Raw genomic sequence first — 20533 nt, 5'->3', positions numbered from 1 at the left:
CCCTGGCGTCGCAAATGGAGGTGCTGTGGCAATCTTTACGGACCCAATCAGGGAACATGCTGATTTCGGGCCGGGGGACGCCGAATGGCTGCATCTCCTGGTCGGCGACTGGCAGATGGTCGCCGACCTCGCGTTCGCCGACCTTGCCCTGTGGTTTCCGCATCCTGAGTTCGGCTATGTGGCACTGGCCCACGTCCGCCCCTCCACCACGCACACGGTGTTCCACGCCGACTTCGTGGGGGAGGGGATCCGGTCGGACCTGCAGCCGCTGGTCGACAAGGCGTGGGAGAGCCGCGCGATCGAGCGCTCCAACGAGACCAACTGGAGCAGCGACATGGCGCTGCGGGTTGAGGCGGTCCCGATGGTCCGCAACGGCCGTACCCTGGCGATCGTGACCTCCCACATGGACCTTTCGAGTTCGCGGATGCCCTCCCGGCTCGAACTCACCTACCGGCAATGCGCTTACGATCTGCTGCGCATGGGAACCCTGGGGCTGTGGCCGGACTTCGCGTCGCCCACGGGCTCGCGCCGGGGCGCTCCCCGTGTGGGTGACGGTTTGATCAGGCTCGACGCCGAGGGGATCGTGCAGTACGCCAGCCCCAACGGGGTCTCGGCGTTCCGCCGCCTCGGAGACGGCGAGTCGCTCGAGGGCCGGTCCCTGGCCGAGGTCACTGCCGGGCTTTTGCGGGACCGGCGCATGGTCGATGAAACACTGCCGCTCGTCGTCACCGGCCGGATGCCGTGGCGCAGTGAAATCGAGTCACGCGGTGTGAGTCTTTCGCTGCGCGCGATCCCGCTGCGCGACGAACAGCAGCGCTTCGGCGCCTTGGTCCTGTGCCGGGACGTCTCGGAGCTGCGCCGCCGGGAGATGGAGCTGGTCACCAAGGACGCCACGATCCGCGAAATCCATCACCGGGTGAAGAACAACCTGCAGACTGTCGCGGCCCTCCTGCGGATGCAGTCGCGGCGCATGGTCAGTGACGAGGCCAAGCAGGGACTCGAGCAGGCCATGCGGCGGGTGGCGACCATTGCCCTCGTGCATGAGACGCTCTCGCAGGGCCTGACGCAGAGCGTTGATTTTGACGAACTCATCGGCCGCCAGTTCCGGCTCTCGGCCGAGGTCGCCTCGCCTTCGCAGCAGGTCAAGACGCAGCGTTCGGGCCTCTTCGGCGAACTGCCGAGCGACTTCGCCACCCCGTTGGCCCTCGTCATCAACGAACTGGTCACGAACGCCGTCGAGCACGGGCTGGAGGGGAGGACCGGCACTGTCTGGCTGCTCGCCGACCGGTCTGAGAGCGAGGACGGGGATGAACTTCTCACCGTGACAGTGGAGGACGACGGCGTCGGACTGCCGGACACGCCGTATGTCGAGGGCCTGGGCCTGCAGATTGTCCGCACACTGGTCATGAGTGAACTCGGTGGCACCATCCACTGGCAGGGAAGGGATGGCGGGGGAACAGCAGTCCAGATTGTCCTCAGCCTGACGCCGCGCTGACAGCTTGGCGCCGCATTGACAGCTTGGCGCCGCGCTGGCGCCGGCTTAACGCGCTGGCGTGGGCTTAAACGGAGAATGGCCGCGGACCTGTGGGTCCGCGGCCATTGCTGCAGGGTAGGGCGATGGCTGCCGGCACTCCGGCAGCAGGCTTAGGAGGCGCGCCGTGCCCGTGCTGCGCGGCGCTTGAGGGCGCGGCGCTCGTCCTCGCTCATGCCGCCCCACACTCCGGCATCCTGGCCGGATTCCAATGCCCATTGCAGGCAGGTGTCCACGACGGGGCAGCGTCGGCAAACACTTTTCGCTTCCTCGATCTGCAGGAGGGCAGGGCCGGTGTTTCCTACGGGGAAAAACAGCTCCGGGTCCTTGTCAAGGCAGGCTGCGCGGTTACGCCAATCCATGCTGATCAGTCACTCCATTCCTGGGAACACGTTAAATGCCTTGTGAAATTATTCACTAGAGGCTTCATAAGAAAAGGGCCCATTGGGGCCCCCTCGGTCATCTGGATTAAGCGTGTCATGTTAACGCTGTGTAAACAAGGGGTAATTGAGGCCAAGATGCCTCGAGACCGTGAGCGATGCATCACATTCAGTGGCGGAGTCCTCACATCTAGACGACTATGTCCGGTAGTGTGCCAGTGTGTCAAGGCCCCCTGTGAACCCTAAAGACCCCCGTGAAAATGCCGGCGAAAACCCCGGTGAGAATCCCCGCGAAAACCCCGGCGACAGTCTCCGTGAAAATGCCGGCGGGCCTCCCGCAGCAGATTCGCTGCCCAATCCGGGCGAAGCCCCTGCCGGAAGCCCTGTGCGGCCAAGGGGAATTGTTGTCATCGCCGTGATCGTGGCACTGGAAGCCACGGCGCTGCTCGTGGCGGCCGTCTGGTATGGGACCCAGCTTTTGACCGGGGCGCCGGTGCTTTCATTCTGGGGTGCGGTCTTTACGCTCTGCCTCCTGCTGGCCTTCTCCGTCTGGCTCTTTGCCGTTGCACGCTTCCTGCTGCGGGGGTTCCGCTGGACTCGGGCCGGTGCCCTGGTGGCCCAGCTCTTCCTGCTGACCATCGGCTTCCCCACCCTGACCGGCGGCTATCCGGTGGCCGGACTGGCCATGCTGATCCCCGCTGTGACGGCGATCGTGCTTCTGTTCGACAAGCGGGTCATAGCGTTCGCCTCACGGGCAGCCGGAGCCCCGCCCGCCCTGTAGCGGTCCGTCCCGTGCGGCGTGCCGCCCAGATGAGATGCGCTCGGCCCCGCCGTTGGACCGGAGAGAATCCGGCCGGACGGCAGGGCGGGGCGCAGCCAGCTGGACCGGCGTCGCGCGGCCGTCGGAAATGATGACGGCGCGTCCCGGCGGGGGACTGTGCTCCGGATCGAACCGGACCCCGAACGGCTCACTGTCCATTGGCCCCCGCGGACGTATCAGGACCGCCCGTCCCTGGCCACGCACGGTGGCGGCTAGATCCACCCGTTGCCCAAAGGACGGGCCATATCCCGCGGTAAGGATCACCCTCCAGCCCAGACTGTTCAAGGACGCCAGGGCCCTGTTGGCCTCCGGTGAGAGCAGATCGGCGTCGTCTGCGAGCGCGATCGCTGACCGGTCCAGCGTGCCTGCGAGCGCGCTGGCGTGGAGTCCGGACCAGTACTGGCCGGAATCGGTCCCCGGCCGCGGCGCGAGCCAGGCGCAAGCGGGGTTCATCCCCGGCAGCGCAGCCAGCAGCGTGCTTTTGCCCGAGCCGGGGCCGCCGAGGACCGCGAGGACGCCGCCGGGCGGCCACTGAATCTGTTGCGGCCGGAGTTCGTCGCCGCCGACCCCGAGGACCAACGCGGCCGCCGGGACCGGGACGTCCGCGGTGCCGGGCAAGGCGCTGGACCCGGCAGCAGGCGCCGGAGTCCTCTGCCCTGGACCGGAGCTGCCGGACTGGGCCATCACCTCGTCCACGGTCACCAACCCAGGCAGCGCGTCCACCCGGAAGGGCCTCGTCGAGACGGCTCCGCCCGTGGCGTGCCGCCCGCCCGCGGCTGCTGGTTCGAACAGCTGGGCCGCATGCCCGGTCGCCAGAGGCGTGGGAACAAAGGCGCCGAACACGGCCACGCGGCCGGGGACGGTTTCCAGCGCCGGAAGCCGCGGCCATGCAAGCCGGCCTTCGTCGGTAGACCCCAAAGGGAAGAAGATCCGGTTAGGCAGGCCAGCGAAGAACCTCGCGGTCACGAGCTCACGCCCGCCCGAGACGATGACAGTGATCCCTGCCCGGGAACCGTCCCGCACGATGTCATGAACGAGGTCTTCGGCCCAGGCCAACGGGCCGGACCGGAATGCCGAAACCCAGGCGCCCCAGCCGCTGAGCACCAGGACCAGCCCGGGCCGCGGCCCGCCCGCAGGCGTCCCCAGCCGTGACGTGGCTTCCTCGGCGACCCGCCGCAATACCCTGGCGGCCCGGCGCACTTCCTGCAGCCCGGCCACCGCGCCGACACGGGGCTGCGCCGCGGCGCCGCTGAAAGCCCCGGTGGCGTCAAGTATGTACAGGTGCGACTCGACGCTGCCGGCCAGGAGCTGATCGACTGCGAGGGCCAATACAGGATCGCCGCCGCCGTCCTCAGCGCCGACAAGGCCCAGATGCCCGTGCGCGGCAGGACTCCAGCCCAGCTCCGCGACGCGTTGGAGTTCCGGCAGGTCCACCCGCCCCAGCCGGACCGTGTCCCGCTCGGCGTGCCCGGGACCTGGATGCGGCAGCAGGGCCGGCAGGGGATCTGCCACCGGCCGGCGGGGCCGCCGGGCGCCGAGATCCTGCCAGATGGCCACAGCGGCGTCGATGAGCGCGCCCGATCCCTGTGCCGGAGTCGAGACCGGTGACGGGGCCGCGCCGTCGTCAGCGTCGCGTCCGGCGGAGCCGCCGGCGTTGGAACCGGCGGCTGCCGGTGGCCGCGTCAGCTCGTCCGTGACCGTGCGAACCGTGATTGTTCCCTCGGCCTGCGGGGCGGTCCGGGCCGTCAGGGCGGCCGTCTGGAACTCCTCCGGAGCTTGTGCACCGCGGATCAGGAACGCCCGCCCGGGGCGGCCAATGGGAATGGCGGCCGCAAGCCCGGAGCCCATAATGTCGAACGATTCGGGGCCGGACTGGACCCGCAGCGCGATGCAGGTGGTGACATTGGCCCTGATGTCGGCGTTCAGGGCTCCCTGCGGGCGCTGGGTGGCCATGATGAGATGGATCCCCAATGACCTGCCGATGGCGGCAATCCTCATGAGTTCGGAGAGGGCGCCGGGCGCCTCGTCCACCAGGATCCTGAACTCGTCAACGACGATGACCAGATAGGGGACGGGCGGTCCGGCGGCCGGTAACCCCTCGTAGGTTGTGAGGTCCGGTGCATTGGCCCGGGCGAGCAGCTCCTCCCTCCGCCGGACCTCGGCCCGCAGGGAAACCAGTGTGCGCTCCACCTGCGTGGCGCCCAGATCGGTCAGCATGCCGACGCAGTGCGGAAGGCCGGTAAGCGGGCCCAGGCCGGAGCCGCCCTTGAAATCTATGAAGAGCAGGTTGACCCGGTCCGGAGGATGGCTGGCCGCGAGGCCGGCGGCAAGAGTCCGCAAGAACTCCGACTTCCCGGAACCCGTGGTCCCCGCGACCAGGAAGTGCGGACCGTCAGCCTTTAGATCGATTCGCACGGTCCCCCGGATCGCCGCGCCGACGGGCGTACCCAGCCCGGCCTCCGCGCCGCTCCGGGACCAGCGCCGGGAGATGTCCGATGCCGAGAGGGGAAGGACGTCGGCCAGGCTGCAGTGCTGCGGGATGGCCGGCGGGGGAGTCGCCGGCGTGCGCCGTGTGGCACTGAACCCCCGGCAAAAGCGGTCAAAGACCTCGGCCGGGACCAGATCCGGGACGAAGTCCAGGGGCAGGGACCCAGTCCTGATCAGGGCGCCGCGCCGGCCGAGGACAATGCCGGGGTGCACGCCGGGACCCGGCTCCGGCGAGCACTCGATCACCTTCCACCCGTGTGCCGCCGCCAGTGCCCTGAATGCCGGGCCGGCGCCTGCAGCGTCCGGCCCGGCAGCGCCCGGTCCGGCAGCGGCGCCGGACCGCGCCGGAGTGTCCCAAAGCATGAGGAACCCCCCGTCGAAGCCCTCGCCCGGACCCGGACCACCGGTACTGCCGGGACCGCCCGGACTGCCCTGACCCGCGGGACCGCCCGGGCTGCCCTGACCCGCGGGACCGCCCGGGCTGCCCTGACCCGCAGGACCGCCCGGGCTGCCCTGATCGCCGGTACTGCCGGGACCGCCCGGACCGGCAGCCAGCAGGGCCGCGGTGGTGGCGTCATTTGCGGACAGTGTGACGCTGGGCAGGAAACGCGCTGGCAACGGCACCGTGTCCGCCGGGCCGTGCAGCAGCAGACGGGTGCTGCCCGCCAGGGGATAGGCGGCCAGTTGCAGGATGAACGAGCGCATCAGCCCGGCCGTCGCGGGCGCGGGGCCGTGGACAGTCACCACTGCCGGGAGCGGGTCCAAGGTCAGGGGCACTTGGCCGAGTGGGGGTGGCCGGAAGCTGGAGTCGGGTGGTTCGAGCCGGATATTCGCCCTCTGGTCCGCCAGCCCGAGCCGCAGGCAGATGTCCGGCGGCTCCCCGTGACGTGCACGGGCCGCCGGGGGTACCGCGGCCGCGCAGCCAATGGTCAGGTCCGCCGCGGAGGGTGCGGCCTGCCGGCGTCGTTCCCGGTCCTGCAGGGCGGCCTCCGCGACAGCGGAATGGAGCTCGCGGCGTTGGCGACGGCCCGCAAGGAATGGGACGAGGACGGACACGCCAGAGACTGCGGTGAAGGCCAGGAACATCCACATGCCGGTGAGAAGTGCCAGGCCGACGCCGGCCAGGAGCGGCAGAACGGCGGCCAGCGCCACGGCGGCCCGGTGGCCTGGGCCAACGGCGCCGCGGACAACCAGTGGCGCGGCAACGCTGGAGCCGGACCAGCGACGTCACGGTGTCCATCGCAGCACCGGGTACGCCCGGCGGCCCGAGCCGGAGCGAGATGGTGGAATCGCCGCAGCGGATCGAGGACGCCGTGGTCACCGGGGCCATTCGCACTTTCTGGCCATCGACGCTGGTGCCGTTCGCACTGCCGAGGTCGTGGATCGTGACGTCCGAGTCCGCGACGTCCAGGCGCGCGTGCTCCCGGGAGAGCGCAGCATCAGGGATCACGATCTCGGTGCCGCCGCGTCCGATCCGGAACCGTCCCCGCCGCAGCGCGACAAGCATGCCCGCGCCGGGACCGCTGTCCACGGTGAGCAGCAACGTGGCAGTGGCCGGTTTGCCCGGCCCGGAGCGGAATGCCGAGCCCGATCCGCTCACCGGCCCGGCACCCTCAACAAGCACCGCCGTATCAACCAGTACGGCACCCTGGACCAGTGGAGGCACGCCAACGGTCATGGCGGCGACCGGCGCTCCCCGGACCGACAGCCCACCGGTCCCGTAGCGCCGGGCGACGGCAACCTCCAAGTCCGCGCCCGGGCACGGGTCGGGGACCTCGACGGACAATTCAATGAGCTGCCCGTCCGGCGTCGAACCCGCCGCGGGCGCGCTCTGGATCAGGGTGCTGGGCACAAGAGTGCAGTGGTAAATCATCCGCGACCTCCTTTCCCGTGCGGCCGCCCGGTTCCGCAGGCCCGGTTCCATAGGCCCGGTTCCACAGTAGGGATGGTCCGGCCCGACCGCGCCCGGGAAAATGATCCATGTGGAAAACGCTTCGGAGCGGCGCGGCTATCCCTGCCAGGCGGGGCTCCCGGACCCTTTATGGGGGTGGTATCGGGCCGTGGGGCGAGGCACGATTCGCCGGTACCCGCCGGGTCTCAGGTAGGCTAGACCAGCAGACAATGCACAACATTGCGCTGCCCGCATTCGAACCAGGAGAGTTTGTGACCGCTGACCTCGTCATCGTAGGGTCGGGCTTTTTCGGCCTGACAATCGCAGAACAGGCCGCCACTGAGCTGGGCTTGAAGGTAGTCGTCATCGACCGCCGGCACCACATTGGCGGCAACGCCTACAGCGAAAAGGAAGAGCAGACCGGTATTGAGGTGCACCGCTACGGTGCCCACCTCTTCCACACGTCCAACGACCGCGTGTGGGAGTACGTGAACCGCTTCACGACGTTCACGAACTACGTCCACAAGGTCTACGGCGTGCACAAGGGCGAGGTCTACTCCCTGCCCATCAACCTGGCCACGATCAACCAGTTCTTCCGGGCCAACCTCACCCCCGGGCAGGCCCAGGAACTGATCAAGGAGCAGGCCGGCGAACTGGCCGGCACCGATCCGCAGAACCTGAACGACAAGGGCATCCAGCTGATCGGCCGCCCGCTTTACGAGGCGTTCATCAAGCACTACACCGGCAAGCAGTGGCAGACGGATCCGAAGGACCTGCCCGCGGGCATCATCTCCCGCCTTCCGGTGCGCTACAACTACGACAACCGGTACTTCAACGACAAGTACGAGGGCCTTCCGACCAACGGCTACACGGCGTGGATCGAAAAGATGGCCGAACACCCCAACATCGAGGTCCGGCTCAACACGGACTTCTTCGATGAGTCCCACGAGTACAGCAAGGGCAAGGTGGTCGGCAACATCCCGGTCGTCTACACCGGACCCGTCGACCGCTACTTCGACTACGCCGAAGGCGATCTGTCGTGGCGCACCATCGATTTCGAAGAAGAGGTGCTCGACGTCGGGGACTTCCAGGGCACATCGGTAGTGAACTACAACGACGAAGACGTCGCGTACACCCGCATCATCGAGCCGCGGCACTTCCACCCGGAGCGCGACTACCAGTCGGAGAAGACCGTCATTATGCGCGAGTTCTCCCGTGCCGCGGAGAAGGGCGACGAGCCCTACTACCCGATCAACACGCCCACGGACCGCGATCGGCTCCTCAAGTACCGCGACCTGGCCGCGGCCGAGCAGGATGTCCTCTTCGGCGGCCGCCTCGGCACCTACAAGTACCTGGACATGCACATGGCGATCGGCTCGGCCCTGACCATGTTCGACAACAAGATCCGCCCGCACTTCGAGGGCGGCGCCAAGATTGAAAGCGGGGGAGTGGACGCATGAGCGCCGCAACCGACACCCAGGTAGAGTCCGCCCAGCAGTGGGACACCCTCCAGCGGGTCATCCTGCCCAACGCCAGCCAGATGGACACGGTTCCCCTGTACATGGACATGGGCACCGCGACCGGCATCCAGCTTCCCACGGTTGGCAGCGGCGACGGCAAGAAGGCCAGGGCACAGTCCTTCAGCAGCTCCACCAAGGAAGCCCACGTTGAAGACTTCCTGTCCCGCAGCTCCACCAAGGTCCGTTCGGGGGAGCGGGTCTCGTTCGGCAGCTACTTCAACGCCTTCCCGGCGAGCTACTGGCGGCGCTGGACGACGGTGGACAAAATCCGGCTTCAGGTCCGCACCCAGGGCGCCGGATCGGTCATCGTCTACAAGTCCAACGCCCGCGGGTCCCTGCAGCGTGTCGACACGCGGCGTGTCGAGGGCTCGGCCGAGAACACCTTCGAGCTGTCCCTTGCGCCTTTCGGTGACGGCGGCTGGTACTGGTTCGACCTCGTGGCGGGCTCCGAACCGCTTGTGATGGTCGACGCCGAATGGCAGGGCCCCGCTGTTGAGAGCACGCCCGGTTCTGTCACCCTGCAGATCACCACGCTGAACAAGACCGACTTCTGCCTCAACAACCTTCGGCTGCTGGCCGAGAACCCCGATGCCCTCAAGCATGTCCAGGAAATCCTGCTGGTTGACCAGGGCACGCAGAAGGTCGAGGACGCGGACGGTTTCGCCGAAGTCCATGAGTCGCTTGGCGGCAAGCTGCGGATCATCAACCAGTCGAACCTCGGCGGCTCCGGCGGCTTTGCCCGGGGCATGTTCGAGGCCGTCGAAAACGGCAGCGACTACGTCCTGCTCATGGACGACGACATCGTGGTGGAGCCTGAAAGCATCATCCGCCTGCTCACGTTCGCGGACCGCTGCAAGACCCCGACGATCGTCGGCGGCCACATGTTCGACCTCTACAACCGGACGGTTCTCCACACGTTCGGCGAGGTGGTCAACCCCTACCGTTTCCAGCCGTCATTGCCGAGCGAGGACATGGTCCTTGGGCATGATTTCCTGTCCTCGAACCTGCGTCAGACCTCCTGGCTGCACCGCCGCTGCGATGTGGACTACAACGGCTGGTGGATGTGCCTGATCCCGACCTCGGTCATCCGGGAAATCGGCCTCTCGCTGCCGCTCTTCATCAAGTGGGACGACTCGGAATACGGGCTGCGCGCCAAGGCGCACGGCTTCCCGACAGTCTCGCTGCCGGGTTCGGCCGTATGGCACGTGTCCTGGATCGACAAGGACGACCTCGTCGGTTGGCAGGCCTACTTCCATGCCCGCAACCGGATCGTGGCGGCATTGCTCCACAGCCCTTACGAGCACGGCGGCCGCGTGGTGCGCGAATCGCAGTATGCGGACATCAAGCACCTCGTGTCGATGCAGTACGCGACCGCGCACGGCCGTGGCTGGGCGCTCGAGGATGTTCTCAAGGGCCCGGCCGATCTGCCGGACCTGCTGCCCTCGAAGCTGCCCGAGATCCGTAAGATGATGGCGGGCTATTCGGACTCGATTTTCCGGGCCGACGCGGACGAGTTCCCGACGCCCAAGATGGACAAGCCGCCGCGCCGCGGGCACGGCGTGTCGCAGCCGTCCAGGGTCACCCTCCTTCCCTGGGCTGCCAAGACGGTCGCACGCCAGTTGTTCCGCCCGGTCACCAAGACGAGTGCGGAGCGTCCGCAGACCAACATTGCGCACCAGGACAACCGCTGGTGGCGGATCGCGCAGTTCGACAGCGCCATCGTCTCCAACGCCGAGGGAACCGGCGCGTCCTGGTACAAGCGGGACCCCAAGCGTGTGAGGGAGATGCTCACCGAGAGCAGCCGCCTGCACGCTGCCCTGCTCAAGGACTGGCAGTCGCTGAGCAAGCAGTACAAGGCCGCGATGCCGGAGCTCACGTCCCTGGATTCCTGGAAGAAAATCTTCGAAGAACACACCCAGAGTGAAGTGAAGTAGCGTGACAACCACGATTTCCGGGGAATTGACCCGCCCGGGTCTCGGTGGTGGATTTCGGGATCTTCGCCAGTCCAGTTTTCTGCTGAAACTGCTGGTCCGGAAGGAACTGAAAGTCCGCTACCGCGGCTCCGTTCTGGGTCTCCTCTGGTCCTATGTGAAGCCCGCCGTGCAGTTCATCGTGTTCTATGTGGCCTTGGGCGTCTTCCTGGGCCTGGAACGCAGTGCACGCAACCCGGACGGCCTCTCGAACTACGCCGTGTATCTCTTCTCCGGAATCGTGCTGATCAACTTCTTCTCCGAAGCCCTCGGGAACTCCGCGCGATCGATCGTGAACAACGGCAACCTGATCAAGAAGATCTATCTTCCCCGGGAGCTGTTTCCAGTTGCGTCGGTCTGGGTGTCGGCCGTGCATTTCTTCCCCCAGCTCGTTGTCCTGGTGATCGGATGCGTCGTTGCCGGGTGGCATCCGGACGCGTTCCAGCTCTTGGCTGCGGTAGGCGGTTTCGCCATTGTGGGCTTCCTGGCCACTGGGCTCGGGCTGTTGTTCGGGGCCGCCAACGTATATTTCCGTGATTCGGAAAACCTCGTTGACATGCTCCTGATGGTGGCGACCTGGGCATCGCCCGTCATGTACTCCTGGACGATGGTGGAATCAAAGCTGGGCCCGGGATTCTTCGCCCTCTACCAGGCAAACCCCATCACGGTGGGCGTCGAGCTGTTCCACTATGCCTTCTGGTACCCCACAACTGACGGTTCGGCCGCGATGCCGCCGAACCTGTTCAGTCTGTGGCTGCCGGTCGGCATGGTCATTTCGCTGGTGGTCCTGGCTCTGGGACAGCTAACTTTTCGGCGGCTTGAAGGCCGCTTTGCCCAGGAGCTCTAAATGGCAAACGCGATTGAAGTTTCCAATATCAGCAAGGAGTTCGTGCTCCGCCACACCCGTTCCATCAAAGAGGCGGTTGTCTGGCTCGTGAAGGGCCGCAAGGGTGATCTTTCCAAGAAGTTCCACGCCCTGAAGGACGTCTCTCTGATGGTGGAAACGGGGGAGACCGTGGCGCTGCTCGGCCTCAACGGCTCCGGCAAGTCCACCCTGCTCAAGCACATCTCCGGCGTGATGCTCCCGGATTCCGGCAGCGTCTATACGCGTGGCCGCGTGGCCGGGCTGATCGAGGTCGGGGCGGGTTTCCATCCTGACCTGTCCGGCCGCGACAACGTGTACCTCAATGGAGCGATCCTGGGGATGACGGAGAAGCAGATCAACGAACGCTTCGACGCGATCGTCGAATTCTCCGAGATCGGCGAATTCATCGACACGGAAGTCAAGTTTTATTCGTCCGGCATGTACCTGCGCCTGGCGTTTTCCGTGGCCGTCCACACCGACCCCGAGGTCTTCCTGATCGATGAGATCCTCGCCGTCGGAGATGAACCGTTCCAGCGCAAGTGCATAGCCAAGATTCAGGAACTGGCCGGGCACGGCAAGACACTGGTGGTTGTCAGCCACGACCTTGACCTGGTGTCGCGCATCTGTGCCCGGGGTGTCTATCTCGAGCATGGCAACGTATTATTCGACGGACCTATTGATGAGGCCGTTGCCCGGCTGCGGGCCTAGGCGGTACCGCAGCCGGTGACGGCAGCGCAGCTGAAGGGACCATGTCCACTGGACATGGTCCCTTCAGGTTCCCGGCAAGCGCACTTGGCGCAAAATAACGATGACGTTGTTTGAACACAGAAAGAGAACCGTGACCTCTTTGCCGTCGGCGGCTGTTCTGCCCCAGCCCCAGGGTTTCCCCGAGTGTACCGGCCCCGCCAGCCCTGCGGGCGCTTCCAGCGCGGGAAGGAACGGCCGGCGACTGGACATCCAGGGGCTGCGCACCCTGGCGGTGGGCATGGTGATCATCTATCACGTCTGGCCCGGTATTCTCCCCGGCGGCTTTGTCGGCGTCGACGTCTTTTTCGTCATCTCCGGCTTCCTGATCGTGGGATCGCTCGTCCAGGAACTGGCGCGTACGGGACGCATCCGGCTCGCCATCTTCTACGCGAAACGGATCAGGCGCCTGCTGCCCGCTGCCACCACGGTTCTGCTGGCGACCATGCTGGGCGCCGTGGTCCTGCTTCCGCAGAACCGTTGGCAGTCCATTTCCCTGGACGTCATCATGTCCGCCCTGCAAGTGCAGAACTGGAACCAGGCCTTCAGCGTGGACAGCTATGCCGCGGCGACCGCCCTGGTGTCCCCGGTGCAGCACTTCTGGTCCCTGGCGGTGGAAGAACAGTTCTACCTGATCATTCCCGTCATTCTGCTGGCGGGAGTGGCCGTCACGGTGAAACGGCGCCTCCGGATCGAAACCGTCTCCTTATGGATCCTGGCGGCGGTGTCGGTGGCGTCCTTCGTCCACAGCGTCGACTTCTCGTCCGCCCAGCACGACATGGCGTACTTTGCCACCACCACGCGGATCTGGGAGCTGGGCGCCGGGGGCATCGGCGCCCTGCTGATTCCCAAATTGCGCCTGGGCCCGGTGCGGGCCTGGCTTTCGGGCTGGATCGGTCTGGGCGTGATCGTCTTTTCCGCGATGGCCCTCTCCGTTGCGATGGACTTCCCGGGCAGCATCGCCCTCCTGCCCGTCGCGGGGACATTACTGCTGCTCACAGCCGGTTCGCCGGCGGCCGGACCGGCCACTCCGGGCAGCCCGGTCGGCTACTCGGCAAGCCGTGTCCTCAGCCTGCGGCCAGTGACCTACATCGGTGATCTTTCGTATTCCCTGTACCTGTGGCATTGGCCCGTCGTCGTGTTCTACGTCTTCCACCTCGGGCGGGCTCCGGGCGTCTTCCAGGGCACCGCGATGGTGGCCATCAGCCTGGCGCTGGCGGCCGCCTCGTACCACCTTGTCGAGCAGAAGTTCCGGCACGCGCCGGCCGTCCAGGGGCCGTCGCCGCGGCCTGGACGGTGGGGATTGCTGCGCCGGAACGCCTTCGTCCTGGCGGCAGGACTGCTCGTGGCGTCGACGGTGGCGGCTGCGGTGCCGTGGGGCGTCGTCGAAGCCAAGTCGCAGCAGCTGAACGGGGCCTTGGATTTGCGCGACTATCCTGGCGCGACGGCGTTTGATCCCGTCCGGCCGGCCGCCGTCCCCGACGGCGTGCCCGTCCGGCCCGATCCCGCCGTCGCCATGAAGGATGTGCCCCTGACCTGGACGGAGACGTGCGGGAAATTCAATCCGGCCGTCACCGGGGCTGACCAATGCGTTTTCGGCGCGCCGGACGCCACCCAAACGGTGGTCGTCGTCGGGGACTCACACGCCGCGCAGTACGTGGATCCGCTCGTGATTGCCGGCGCAGCCGGGGGCTGGAAGGTGCAGGCCATGGTCCGGAACGGGTGCCCCTTCACGGCAGCGCCGGCGATGAATGGCGCCACGGTGCACCGCAGTTGCTCCGAACAGAACAAGGCCACGTTGCAGCGCATCCTGCAGGTGCGGCCGCGGTTGGTGGTGGTATCGGGAATGGCGCCGGCCGGCTACCGCGAAGCCCTCAACTGGACGTGGGGCAGCCCGGAAGAACTCGTCAAAGGCTATGTCCAGCTCTTGAAGCCGCTCCGGGAAGCCGGGATCCGCGTGGCTGTGGTGCCCGACACGCCGTATCCGGATTTTTCGGCGCCGGACTGTGTTCAGGTCAACGGACGGGATGCGCCCGAGTGCCAGTTCACGGCATCCGACGCCGCCGCAGACCCCCTGCAGCTGGCCGGAGCACTCGTGCCCGGCGTCGAGGTTCTCGATATGTCCGCCTACTTTTGCCGGCAGGGGATCTGCCCGGCCGTCATCGGCAACGTGCTCGTGTACCGGGACAACCATATGACCAACACCTTTGCCAAGACGCTGGCACCGGCGCTGGCCCGGCAGCTCAGCTTCTAGGCCACGGCCGCGGGGCAGGCGCCGGGGCAGGCGCCGGGCCAGGCTGCGGAACCTGCCCCGCGGCGGCAGGGCAGGCTGCTGGGTTCAGTTCCCGCAGGCGGTGACTTTGTAGAGCTTCGCCTCGCCCTGGCTGTCGATGAGCTGCACGCCGGGGTTCGCTGCGAGATTGCGCAGGCCGGCCGGAGTGTGGTCTCCGCCGTGGACCTCGACCGGGCCGAAGTCCAGGATGTAGTAGGCATTCGCCGCGCGAACCGCCTGGCACACGCTGGCGTCCGTCGTCACGTTGCCTATCGAATCGTAGATCCGCTTCACCTCCGGGGAGACGTAGCTCATGACATGGAGCTGGGCGGACTTGCGCTCGCCCAGCGCGTAGGACAGCGCCGCACCGGTGTACGGGTTATCGATCAGCAGCGCATTTTCGGGAACAGTCTGGGGCAGGCGCTTCATGAGCTGGAGTTCGTCGGTGGAGACCAGCGGCGAATCGGCGGCGAGCCTGTAGTTTCTTGAGCCCTGCTCCACCTCCAGCTCCAGGCCGCCCTGCTGTCCCAGGGCGATGGCGGCCAGCACGATGGCGGCGATGCCCACGGACCGGTAGGCTGCCGTTCCGGCGCGCCCCCAGCGCGGAGAGCCGTCCAGGGCAAGCTCGATGGCCTTCGACCGGCCGCGCATCGCCAGGATGCGGCGCCCTGCCCAGTCAACGCCGACGGCGACCAGCAGGACCGCAACCAGCGGCAGCAGGGCGGCAATCCGGTAGCTGTCGTTGTACCAGACGCCGGTGAGGAAGTCCCGGGTTTCCGACTTGGTAAAGCCGGAGACCACAACGAACAGGTAAGTGAACAATGCGAAGACCCCTGCGATCCACACCCGCTGCCAGCGGTGCTGGAAGCAGGCCCAGAGGCCGAGGAATACGAGCGGTGCCACAAGCCAGGCCAGTGCGAGGCCGTCGGGGGAGATGGTGACGGCTTCGCCAATGGCCTTCGGAATGCTCTGGTACGGGCCCCAGAACGAAGCCTCGGGTGGTGGGCGCAGGTTGGTCCACAGCAGGTCGAAAGCGACGGCGTATCCGGCGACCGGCAGCGCCAGCCTCAAAACGTACGAGCGGGCGCGGGCCTGCTTCCGCCGAAGGGCAGCCGCAGAGCGCCACACCAGCGTCACCACCATGGGCAGCGTCCACGTCAGCCAGGCCATGAACGTCGTGGGATGGGCGACAATCAGGCCGGTGAGCGCCAGCAGCAGGGCCAGTATCGAGGCGAGATCGCGGCGGACAAGTCCGGGCGTCAACCCGGCACACGCCGCTGCCAGGGCGACGCTGGAGGGCAGGACGCTAATGGCCAGCAGGTTGGGATACAGGACCCCGAAGTCCATCATGAGCAGCGGGAAGGCACCCAGCGACGCCGCCGCAATGCCTGCGGCGACCAGGGCGGCCGGGCGTCCCCCCACCACGGACCGCGCAAGCAGGAGGCATCCCAACGGCCAGAAGACGGCCGCGAGGACGATGCTGGTGATATTGACGGCGAGCGGGACGCTCGCGCCCGTCGCCATGGCGACGAGGGTGGCTACAGCGTTCCAGCCGGCCGGGTAGGCGCCGCCGCCGGTCATGGCACCCAGGGTCAACGACGACGCCTGGCCGGTGTCCAGGGCAAACCTGACCGAATTCAGGTGGAACACGGCGTCATACGTCTGGGAAATGGCCTGCGGGCTGCCGATGAGGTGGACGCTGTGGACGGCGAGGAGCCCTCCGGCGATGACGGCTCCGGCCAGCGCCGCGAGGTCGCCGCGGACGTCCGGCACCCGCAGCGGGTTCAGGCCGGTTGCGGCCGGGCCGGAGGGACGGAACCGCGCCGCCCACAAACCGAGCAGGGAGAGAACCACCGTCACCGCGGCCACGGGGAGCAGCCCGAACCTCACCTTCAGGAACGGGGCCAACGTGGAGGTGATGACCACAACACCGACGGTCAAGGCGGGGGCAAGCGCCAGGGCACTGAATCCCCTGAACCGCAGGGCAACGGAGATGATCAGCCCGGGCAGGATCAAGACAGCGCAGGCGATCAGGACCTGCGGTAAGACGGACATCCACATGGAGGGTTACGGCTCCAGGAGTTCGAGGAGATACGCTCCGTACCCGCTCTTGATGAGCGGCTCGGCGCGCTGGCGGAGTTCGTCATCGTTCAGGAAGCCCTGGCGCCAGGCGATCTCCTCCGGGGCGCCGATCTTCAGGCCCTGCCGGTTCTCGACCGTGCGGATGAAGTTCGACGCGTCGTTGAGGTCATCGAAGGTTCCGGTGTCCAGCCAGGCCGTGCCGCGGGGCAGGATTTCGACGCGGAGCTTGCCCTTTTCGAGGTAGGTCCGGTTGACGTCGGTGATTTCCAGCTCGCCGCGGGGCGAGGGCTTGAGATCCTTGGCGATCCCGACGACGTCGTTGTCGTAGAAGTACAGGCCGGGGACGGCGTAGTGGGACTTGGGCCGCTCCGGCTTTTCCTCCAGCGAGACGGCCTGGCCGGCGTCGTCGAACTCCACGACGCCGTAGGCTTTGGGGTTCTTGACCCAGTAGCCGAAGACGGCGCCGCCGTCGATGTCTTTGTGCTTCCGCAGCTGGGTTCCCATCCCCTGTCCGTAGAAGATGTTGTCACCCAGCACCAGGGCGACGGTCTCGTTGCCGATGTGTTCCTCGCCGAGGATGAAGGCCTGCGCCAGTCCGTCGGGGGAGGCCTGCTGGACATAGGTCAGGCTGATGCCGAACTGTGAACCGTCGCCGAGGAGGCGCTTGAACTGCTCGGCGTCATGCGGGGTGGTGATGATCAGGATGTCCCGGATGCCGGCCAGGATCAGCGTCGACAGCGGGTAGTAGATCATCGGCTTGTCGTAAACCGGGACGAGCTGCTTGCTGATGCCGTGGGTGATGGGATGGAGACGAGAGCCGGTCCCGCCGGCAAGAATTATTCCGCGCATGGTATACATCCTCCCCTACCGGTCTGCACTCGGCCAAACCCGTGGAGGGCCCGGCGGCCCGGCCTCCTGGGCGGTGTCAGGCCGAATGCCGGCGCCCGGTCCGGCCGCGGAGGCCGTCGGCGGTGCCGCGGAGCGCCGAGCCGAGCCGGGCGGAGCGGCCGGGCGCCAGCAGGGTCACGATCAGCAGATGCCGCAGATCGCCCCACATCCCACCGGCCACCCAGCCGGGATACCGGACCGCGTACCGGCGGCCCGTGACGAGGCGGTTCCTGAAGATGTAGTAGTAGCGCCAGGTCGCGGCGGTGCGCACCTGCAGCGGGCGGCCGCCCGCCGGGACGGGCCGGCCGAACACCTTGGCCTCCACCATCGTTCCGAGGGAGTGGTCGAACTCCGCCTCCGCGAGAACGGTGGGCAGGCCCGCGGCGAGTGCGCGGTAGTAGTACTCGGTGTCGACCAGGTCGATGAAGAGTTCTTCCCAGAACCCGCCAAGGACGTCCAGCGTGCCGGCCGGGATCAGGAGGCCCGACTGGATCGGCTCCCGGCCCAGGGCGACGCCGTTCCGGGTCCCGGCGCGCAGCACCGGGTTTCCGTGGATCCTGGACGGGGAGATGAGGCCGGGCTCGACGCCGGCGGCCCGCGCGTCCGCGGCGGCGCGGCGCAGGGCCTGAACGTAGCCCGCGGGCAGAAGCGAGTCCTGGTCCACGGTCAGGATGTAGTCCGGGTTGCCGTGCCGGCGGGCCGTGCGGATGCCGGCGTTCAAGGCGGCGCCGATGCCCGCGTTCTGCGGGAGGCGCACCACTTCTGCGCCGGCCGCGGCCAGCGCGGCGAAGATCGGCTCGTAGCCGGCGCCGCCGCCGTCGTCAACCACCACGACGGCGTCCACCTGTTCCCGCAGCGATTCGACGTTGCCGATCAGCGCCGGCGTCGGCCGGAATGCGGTGACGACGCCGGTGACGCCGGTGGCGCCCGCGGCAGGGACGGGGGACTCGCCAGTCACGTGGGGATCGCTCACTTTCCGAAGGAGTGCCGCAGGAGGATGCCGAGCGTCCCGGAGGCACTTTGCCGGAGTGTGCCGGCGAGGATCAGGAGTGCATGGGCCCGGGACGTGAGCCGCAGCCGGGCGGCGCGGGCCGCCTTGCGCCAGCCCTTCGCCGTGCACAGCGCCGCGGCCAGGTCGAAGAAGTCGCGCTCACCGACGAACCGGGACCCGTCGACGAGTTTCGCGGACGACGCGCTGCTGGTGTGCCGGCGGTATTCGAAGCAGATCTCGGGGACGATCAACAGTTCGGCCCCGCCAAGCACCATGTCGATGACGAGGGCGAGGTCCTGGATGACGGGGAAGCCATCACGGAAGTCATAGTCCCGGATCCGGTCGCGCCGGAAGGCCAGGGAGGGCCAGTAGAGCCAGTCGCCGTGCAGGAGGCTTACCGCCAGCCGCTCGCCGCCCACAAGCCGCGACCTGGTGCCGCGCGGTTTGACCAGCCGCTGTTTGACGATGTCCACCAGGGGAACGGAGGGTTTGCCGTCCTCGTCGATGATCTGGACGCCGGGCTGGATAATCCAGGCGTCGGGGAATTCGGCGTGGGCGCGCAGTACGACGTCCACGAAGTTCGGCAGCAGGAGGTCGTCGCATCCCATGACCACCAGGACGTCCTGGCTGGCCAGCGAGACGCAGGTCCTGAAGTTCTCGGTGATGCCCTCGTTCTTTTCCTTGCGGATATAGGTGATCCGGGGATCGTCCGCGGCCTCGACGTAGCGTCTGACGTCGTCACCCGGGTAGGCGTCGTCAACCACCGTCAGGCGCCAGTCCGGGCTGGTCTGGGCCAGGACGCTGTCGACGGCCTGTTTCATGTAGTTAACGTCGCCCCAGTAGGGGATAAAGATGTCCAGTGCCACCGGGGCCTCCTACTTCGTCGTCGGCGTCGCTGGAGCGTCGCCGTCCTGGGCGGACATGTCCTCGACCATGGTCCGGAGGATGGCCACTTCCTCCGCGAGGGTGCGCGTCTCGTCCTCCACCACGGACAGCTCCCAGGACAAGTGCAGGCAGACACCGAGCAGCAGCAGGATGCTGATGATGAACAGCAGATTGGAGGGCAGCTGGACGCCGACGCGTTCGGCCACGATCGTCAGCAGGCTCGGAAATGCGGCCAGAACCAGCGTGCCGATTCCCACGAAGAGCCAGAGTGCTGCGTATTTCTCGCGTAGCTTCTTCCGGCGGAGCATCTCGAAGACGACGCCGACGATCGCCAGGGCAAGGAAAAAGGCGGGCCAGTTGCCCATTAGACGGCTCCTTTGGCGGCCAGCGCGGGGTCGGAAATGGTGGACCGCTTACGGGTCAGCGCGAACATGAGGGCGAAGACGGACCGGCCGAGGTAGACGGCGGACTTGACGGGGTTGTGGCTGGGGGTCCCGCCTTGGCGCGGGCGCATTTCCACCGGGACCTGGGTCACCCGGCAGCCGGAGCGGATCGCCACCACCAGTGAGTCGATGGTGTCGCCCAGGTACTCCGCGGGGTAGTGGTCCAGGTACTGGTTGATGGCGCGCCCGTTCGCTGCCCGGAAGCCGCTGGTCACGTCCGTGAGCCGGGTCTTGGCCAGTGCTGAGATGACCTTGGCGAGGAGCTGCATGGCCCACTTGCGGGGGCCGCTGACCGAATAGTCGCCGCGGTCGGCAAAGCGCGCGCCGATGGAGATGTCGGCGTGCTCCAGGCCTGCCAGGACCTCGTGGATATTGCGGGGATCGTGCTGTCCGTCGGCGTCCACCTGGATTACGCGCTGGTAACCGAGGCGCTGGGCGTACTTGAAGCCGGCCCTCATGGCGCCGCCGACCCCCAGGTTGAACGGCAGCGTCAGGACGGTGGCGCCGGCGTCTTTCGCGACGGCCGCGGTGGCATCCGTGGAGCCATCATTGACCACCAGGACATCGTAGGGCCGGCCGACACTAAGCACTTCCCGGACGGTGTTCCCCACGGACTCGGCTTCGTTCCACGCCGGCATTATGACCAGCACACGGGTCGAGTCAAGAATTTTCATAGTTCTCCAATATATCAACGGCCCGGAGGCGGCTGACGGAGTGGGCGGGGTCCGGCTCGGGATTGGTGATCACCCTGCGGAATGCGGCGT

Annotated in this window: 15 protein-coding genes and 1 pseudogene; 7 read left to right on the top strand and 9 right to left on the bottom strand. The window is 67.2% G+C overall.

Annotated elements, in window-relative coordinates; all coding sequences use genetic code 11:
• Positions 1-25 precede the first annotated feature (25 nt).
• A complete protein-coding gene (locus tag ABH915_RS16175) occupies positions 26-1495 on the top strand; it encodes a sensor histidine kinase (protein ID WP_018775216.1) in 1470 nt (489 codons plus the stop codon).
• A 149-nt stretch (positions 1496-1644) separates the two neighbouring features.
• Here ABH915_RS16175 and ABH915_RS16170 read toward each other — a convergent pair whose 3' ends face one another.
• Positions 1645-1893: a WhiB family transcriptional regulator gene (locus ABH915_RS16170; protein WP_003804966.1), complete on the bottom strand. Its 249-nt coding sequence runs from the start codon at positions 1891-1893 to the stop codon at positions 1645-1647.
• A gap of 253 nt (positions 1894-2146) precedes the next feature.
• Here ABH915_RS16170 and ABH915_RS16165 point away from each other — a divergent pair, with 253 nt between their 5' ends.
• On the top strand, positions 2147-2692 hold the full coding sequence (locus ABH915_RS16165; protein WP_370123149.1) for a hypothetical protein: 546 nt from the start codon (positions 2147-2149) through the stop codon (positions 2690-2692).
• On the opposite strand, the gene ABH915_RS16160 is transcribed toward ABH915_RS16165, so the two are convergent.
• Together ABH915_RS16160 and ABH915_RS16155 are read right to left on the bottom strand one after the other, a co-directional pair.
• Positions 2660-6370 carry an FtsK/SpoIIIE domain-containing protein gene (locus ABH915_RS16160; protein ID WP_370123146.1) on the bottom strand — a complete coding sequence of 1237 codons (3711 nt, stop codon included), beginning with the start codon at positions 6368-6370 and terminating at the stop codon, positions 2660-2662. The two genes, ABH915_RS16165 and ABH915_RS16160, sit on opposite strands and share 33 nt — an antisense overlap.
• Before the next feature lie 184 nt (positions 6371-6554).
• Positions 6555-6725, bottom strand: a pseudogene (locus ABH915_RS16155) (FHA domain-containing protein); the annotation flags it as partial.
• A gap of 656 nt (positions 6726-7381) precedes the next feature.
• Here ABH915_RS16155 and glf point away from each other — a divergent pair.
• The 5 genes from glf to ABH915_RS16130 all read left to right on the top strand — a co-directional run bounded on the left by glf (position 7382) and on the right by ABH915_RS16130 (position 14462).
• Positions 7382-8569 (top strand): UDP-galactopyranose mutase, encoded by a 1188-nt coding sequence (glf, locus tag ABH915_RS16150; RefSeq protein ID WP_018775219.1) that lies wholly within the window; start codon positions 7382-7384, stop codon positions 8567-8569.
• Positions 8566-10563, top strand: a complete 1998-nt coding sequence (locus ABH915_RS16145; protein WP_018775220.1) for a glycosyltransferase — start codon at positions 8566-8568, stop codon at positions 10561-10563. The genes glf and ABH915_RS16145 overlap by 4 nt, the downstream gene beginning before the upstream one ends.
• 1 nt (position 10564) lies before the next feature.
• Positions 10565-11446, top strand: a complete 882-nt coding sequence (locus ABH915_RS16140) for an ABC transporter permease (protein ID WP_018775221.1) — start codon at positions 10565-10567, stop codon at positions 11444-11446.
• Entirely contained in the window at positions 11447-12172 is a 726-nt protein-coding gene (locus ABH915_RS16135; RefSeq protein WP_370123142.1) for an ABC transporter ATP-binding protein, read from the top strand.
• 130 nt (positions 12173-12302) lie between these two features.
• Positions 12303-14462 (top strand): acyltransferase family protein, encoded by a 2160-nt coding sequence (locus ABH915_RS16130; protein WP_370123140.1) that lies wholly within the window; start codon positions 12303-12305, stop codon positions 14460-14462.
• 84 nt (positions 14463-14546) lie between these two features.
• Here the strand turns inward: ABH915_RS16130 and ABH915_RS16125 are convergent, their stop codons facing one another.
• The 6 genes from ABH915_RS16125 to ABH915_RS16100 all read right to left on the bottom strand — a co-directional run bounded on the left by ABH915_RS16125 (position 14547) and on the right by ABH915_RS16100 (position 20443).
• Positions 14547-16535, bottom strand: a complete 1989-nt coding sequence (locus ABH915_RS16125) for a DUF6541 family protein (protein WP_370123137.1) — start codon at positions 16533-16535, stop codon at positions 14547-14549.
• A gap of 12 nt (positions 16536-16547) precedes the next feature.
• On the bottom strand, positions 16548-17411 hold the full coding sequence (rfbA, locus tag ABH915_RS16120; RefSeq protein WP_370123135.1) for a glucose-1-phosphate thymidylyltransferase RfbA: 864 nt from the start codon (positions 17409-17411) through the stop codon (positions 16548-16550).
• A 76-nt stretch (positions 17412-17487) separates the two neighbouring features.
• Positions 17488-18423: a glycosyltransferase gene (locus tag ABH915_RS16115; protein ID WP_370123132.1), complete on the bottom strand. Its 936-nt coding sequence runs from the start codon at positions 18421-18423 to the stop codon at positions 17488-17490.
• Complete coding sequence (locus ABH915_RS16110) at positions 18420-19307, bottom strand: glycosyltransferase (protein ID WP_370123129.1); 888 nt, start codon at positions 19305-19307, stop codon at positions 18420-18422. The genes ABH915_RS16115 and ABH915_RS16110 overlap by 4 nt, the downstream gene beginning before the upstream one ends.
• A 9-nt stretch (positions 19308-19316) precedes the next feature.
• Positions 19317-19691, bottom strand: a complete 375-nt coding sequence (locus ABH915_RS16105; RefSeq protein WP_026538433.1) for a DUF2304 domain-containing protein — start codon at positions 19689-19691, stop codon at positions 19317-19319.
• On the bottom strand, positions 19691-20443 hold the full coding sequence (locus ABH915_RS16100; protein WP_043423040.1) for a glycosyltransferase family 2 protein: 753 nt from the start codon (positions 20441-20443) through the stop codon (positions 19691-19693). The genes ABH915_RS16105 and ABH915_RS16100 overlap by 1 nt, the downstream gene beginning before the upstream one ends.
• Between the last annotated feature and the right edge of the window lie 90 nt (positions 20444-20533).

The sequence above is a fragment of the Arthrobacter sp. MW3 TE3886 genome, assembly GCF_041262145.1.
Lineage (GTDB): Bacteria > Actinomycetota > Actinomycetes > Actinomycetales > Micrococcaceae > Arthrobacter.
The sequence above is the reverse complement of the archived record's forward strand: the minus strand, read 5'-3'. Positions and strand labels throughout refer to the sequence as shown.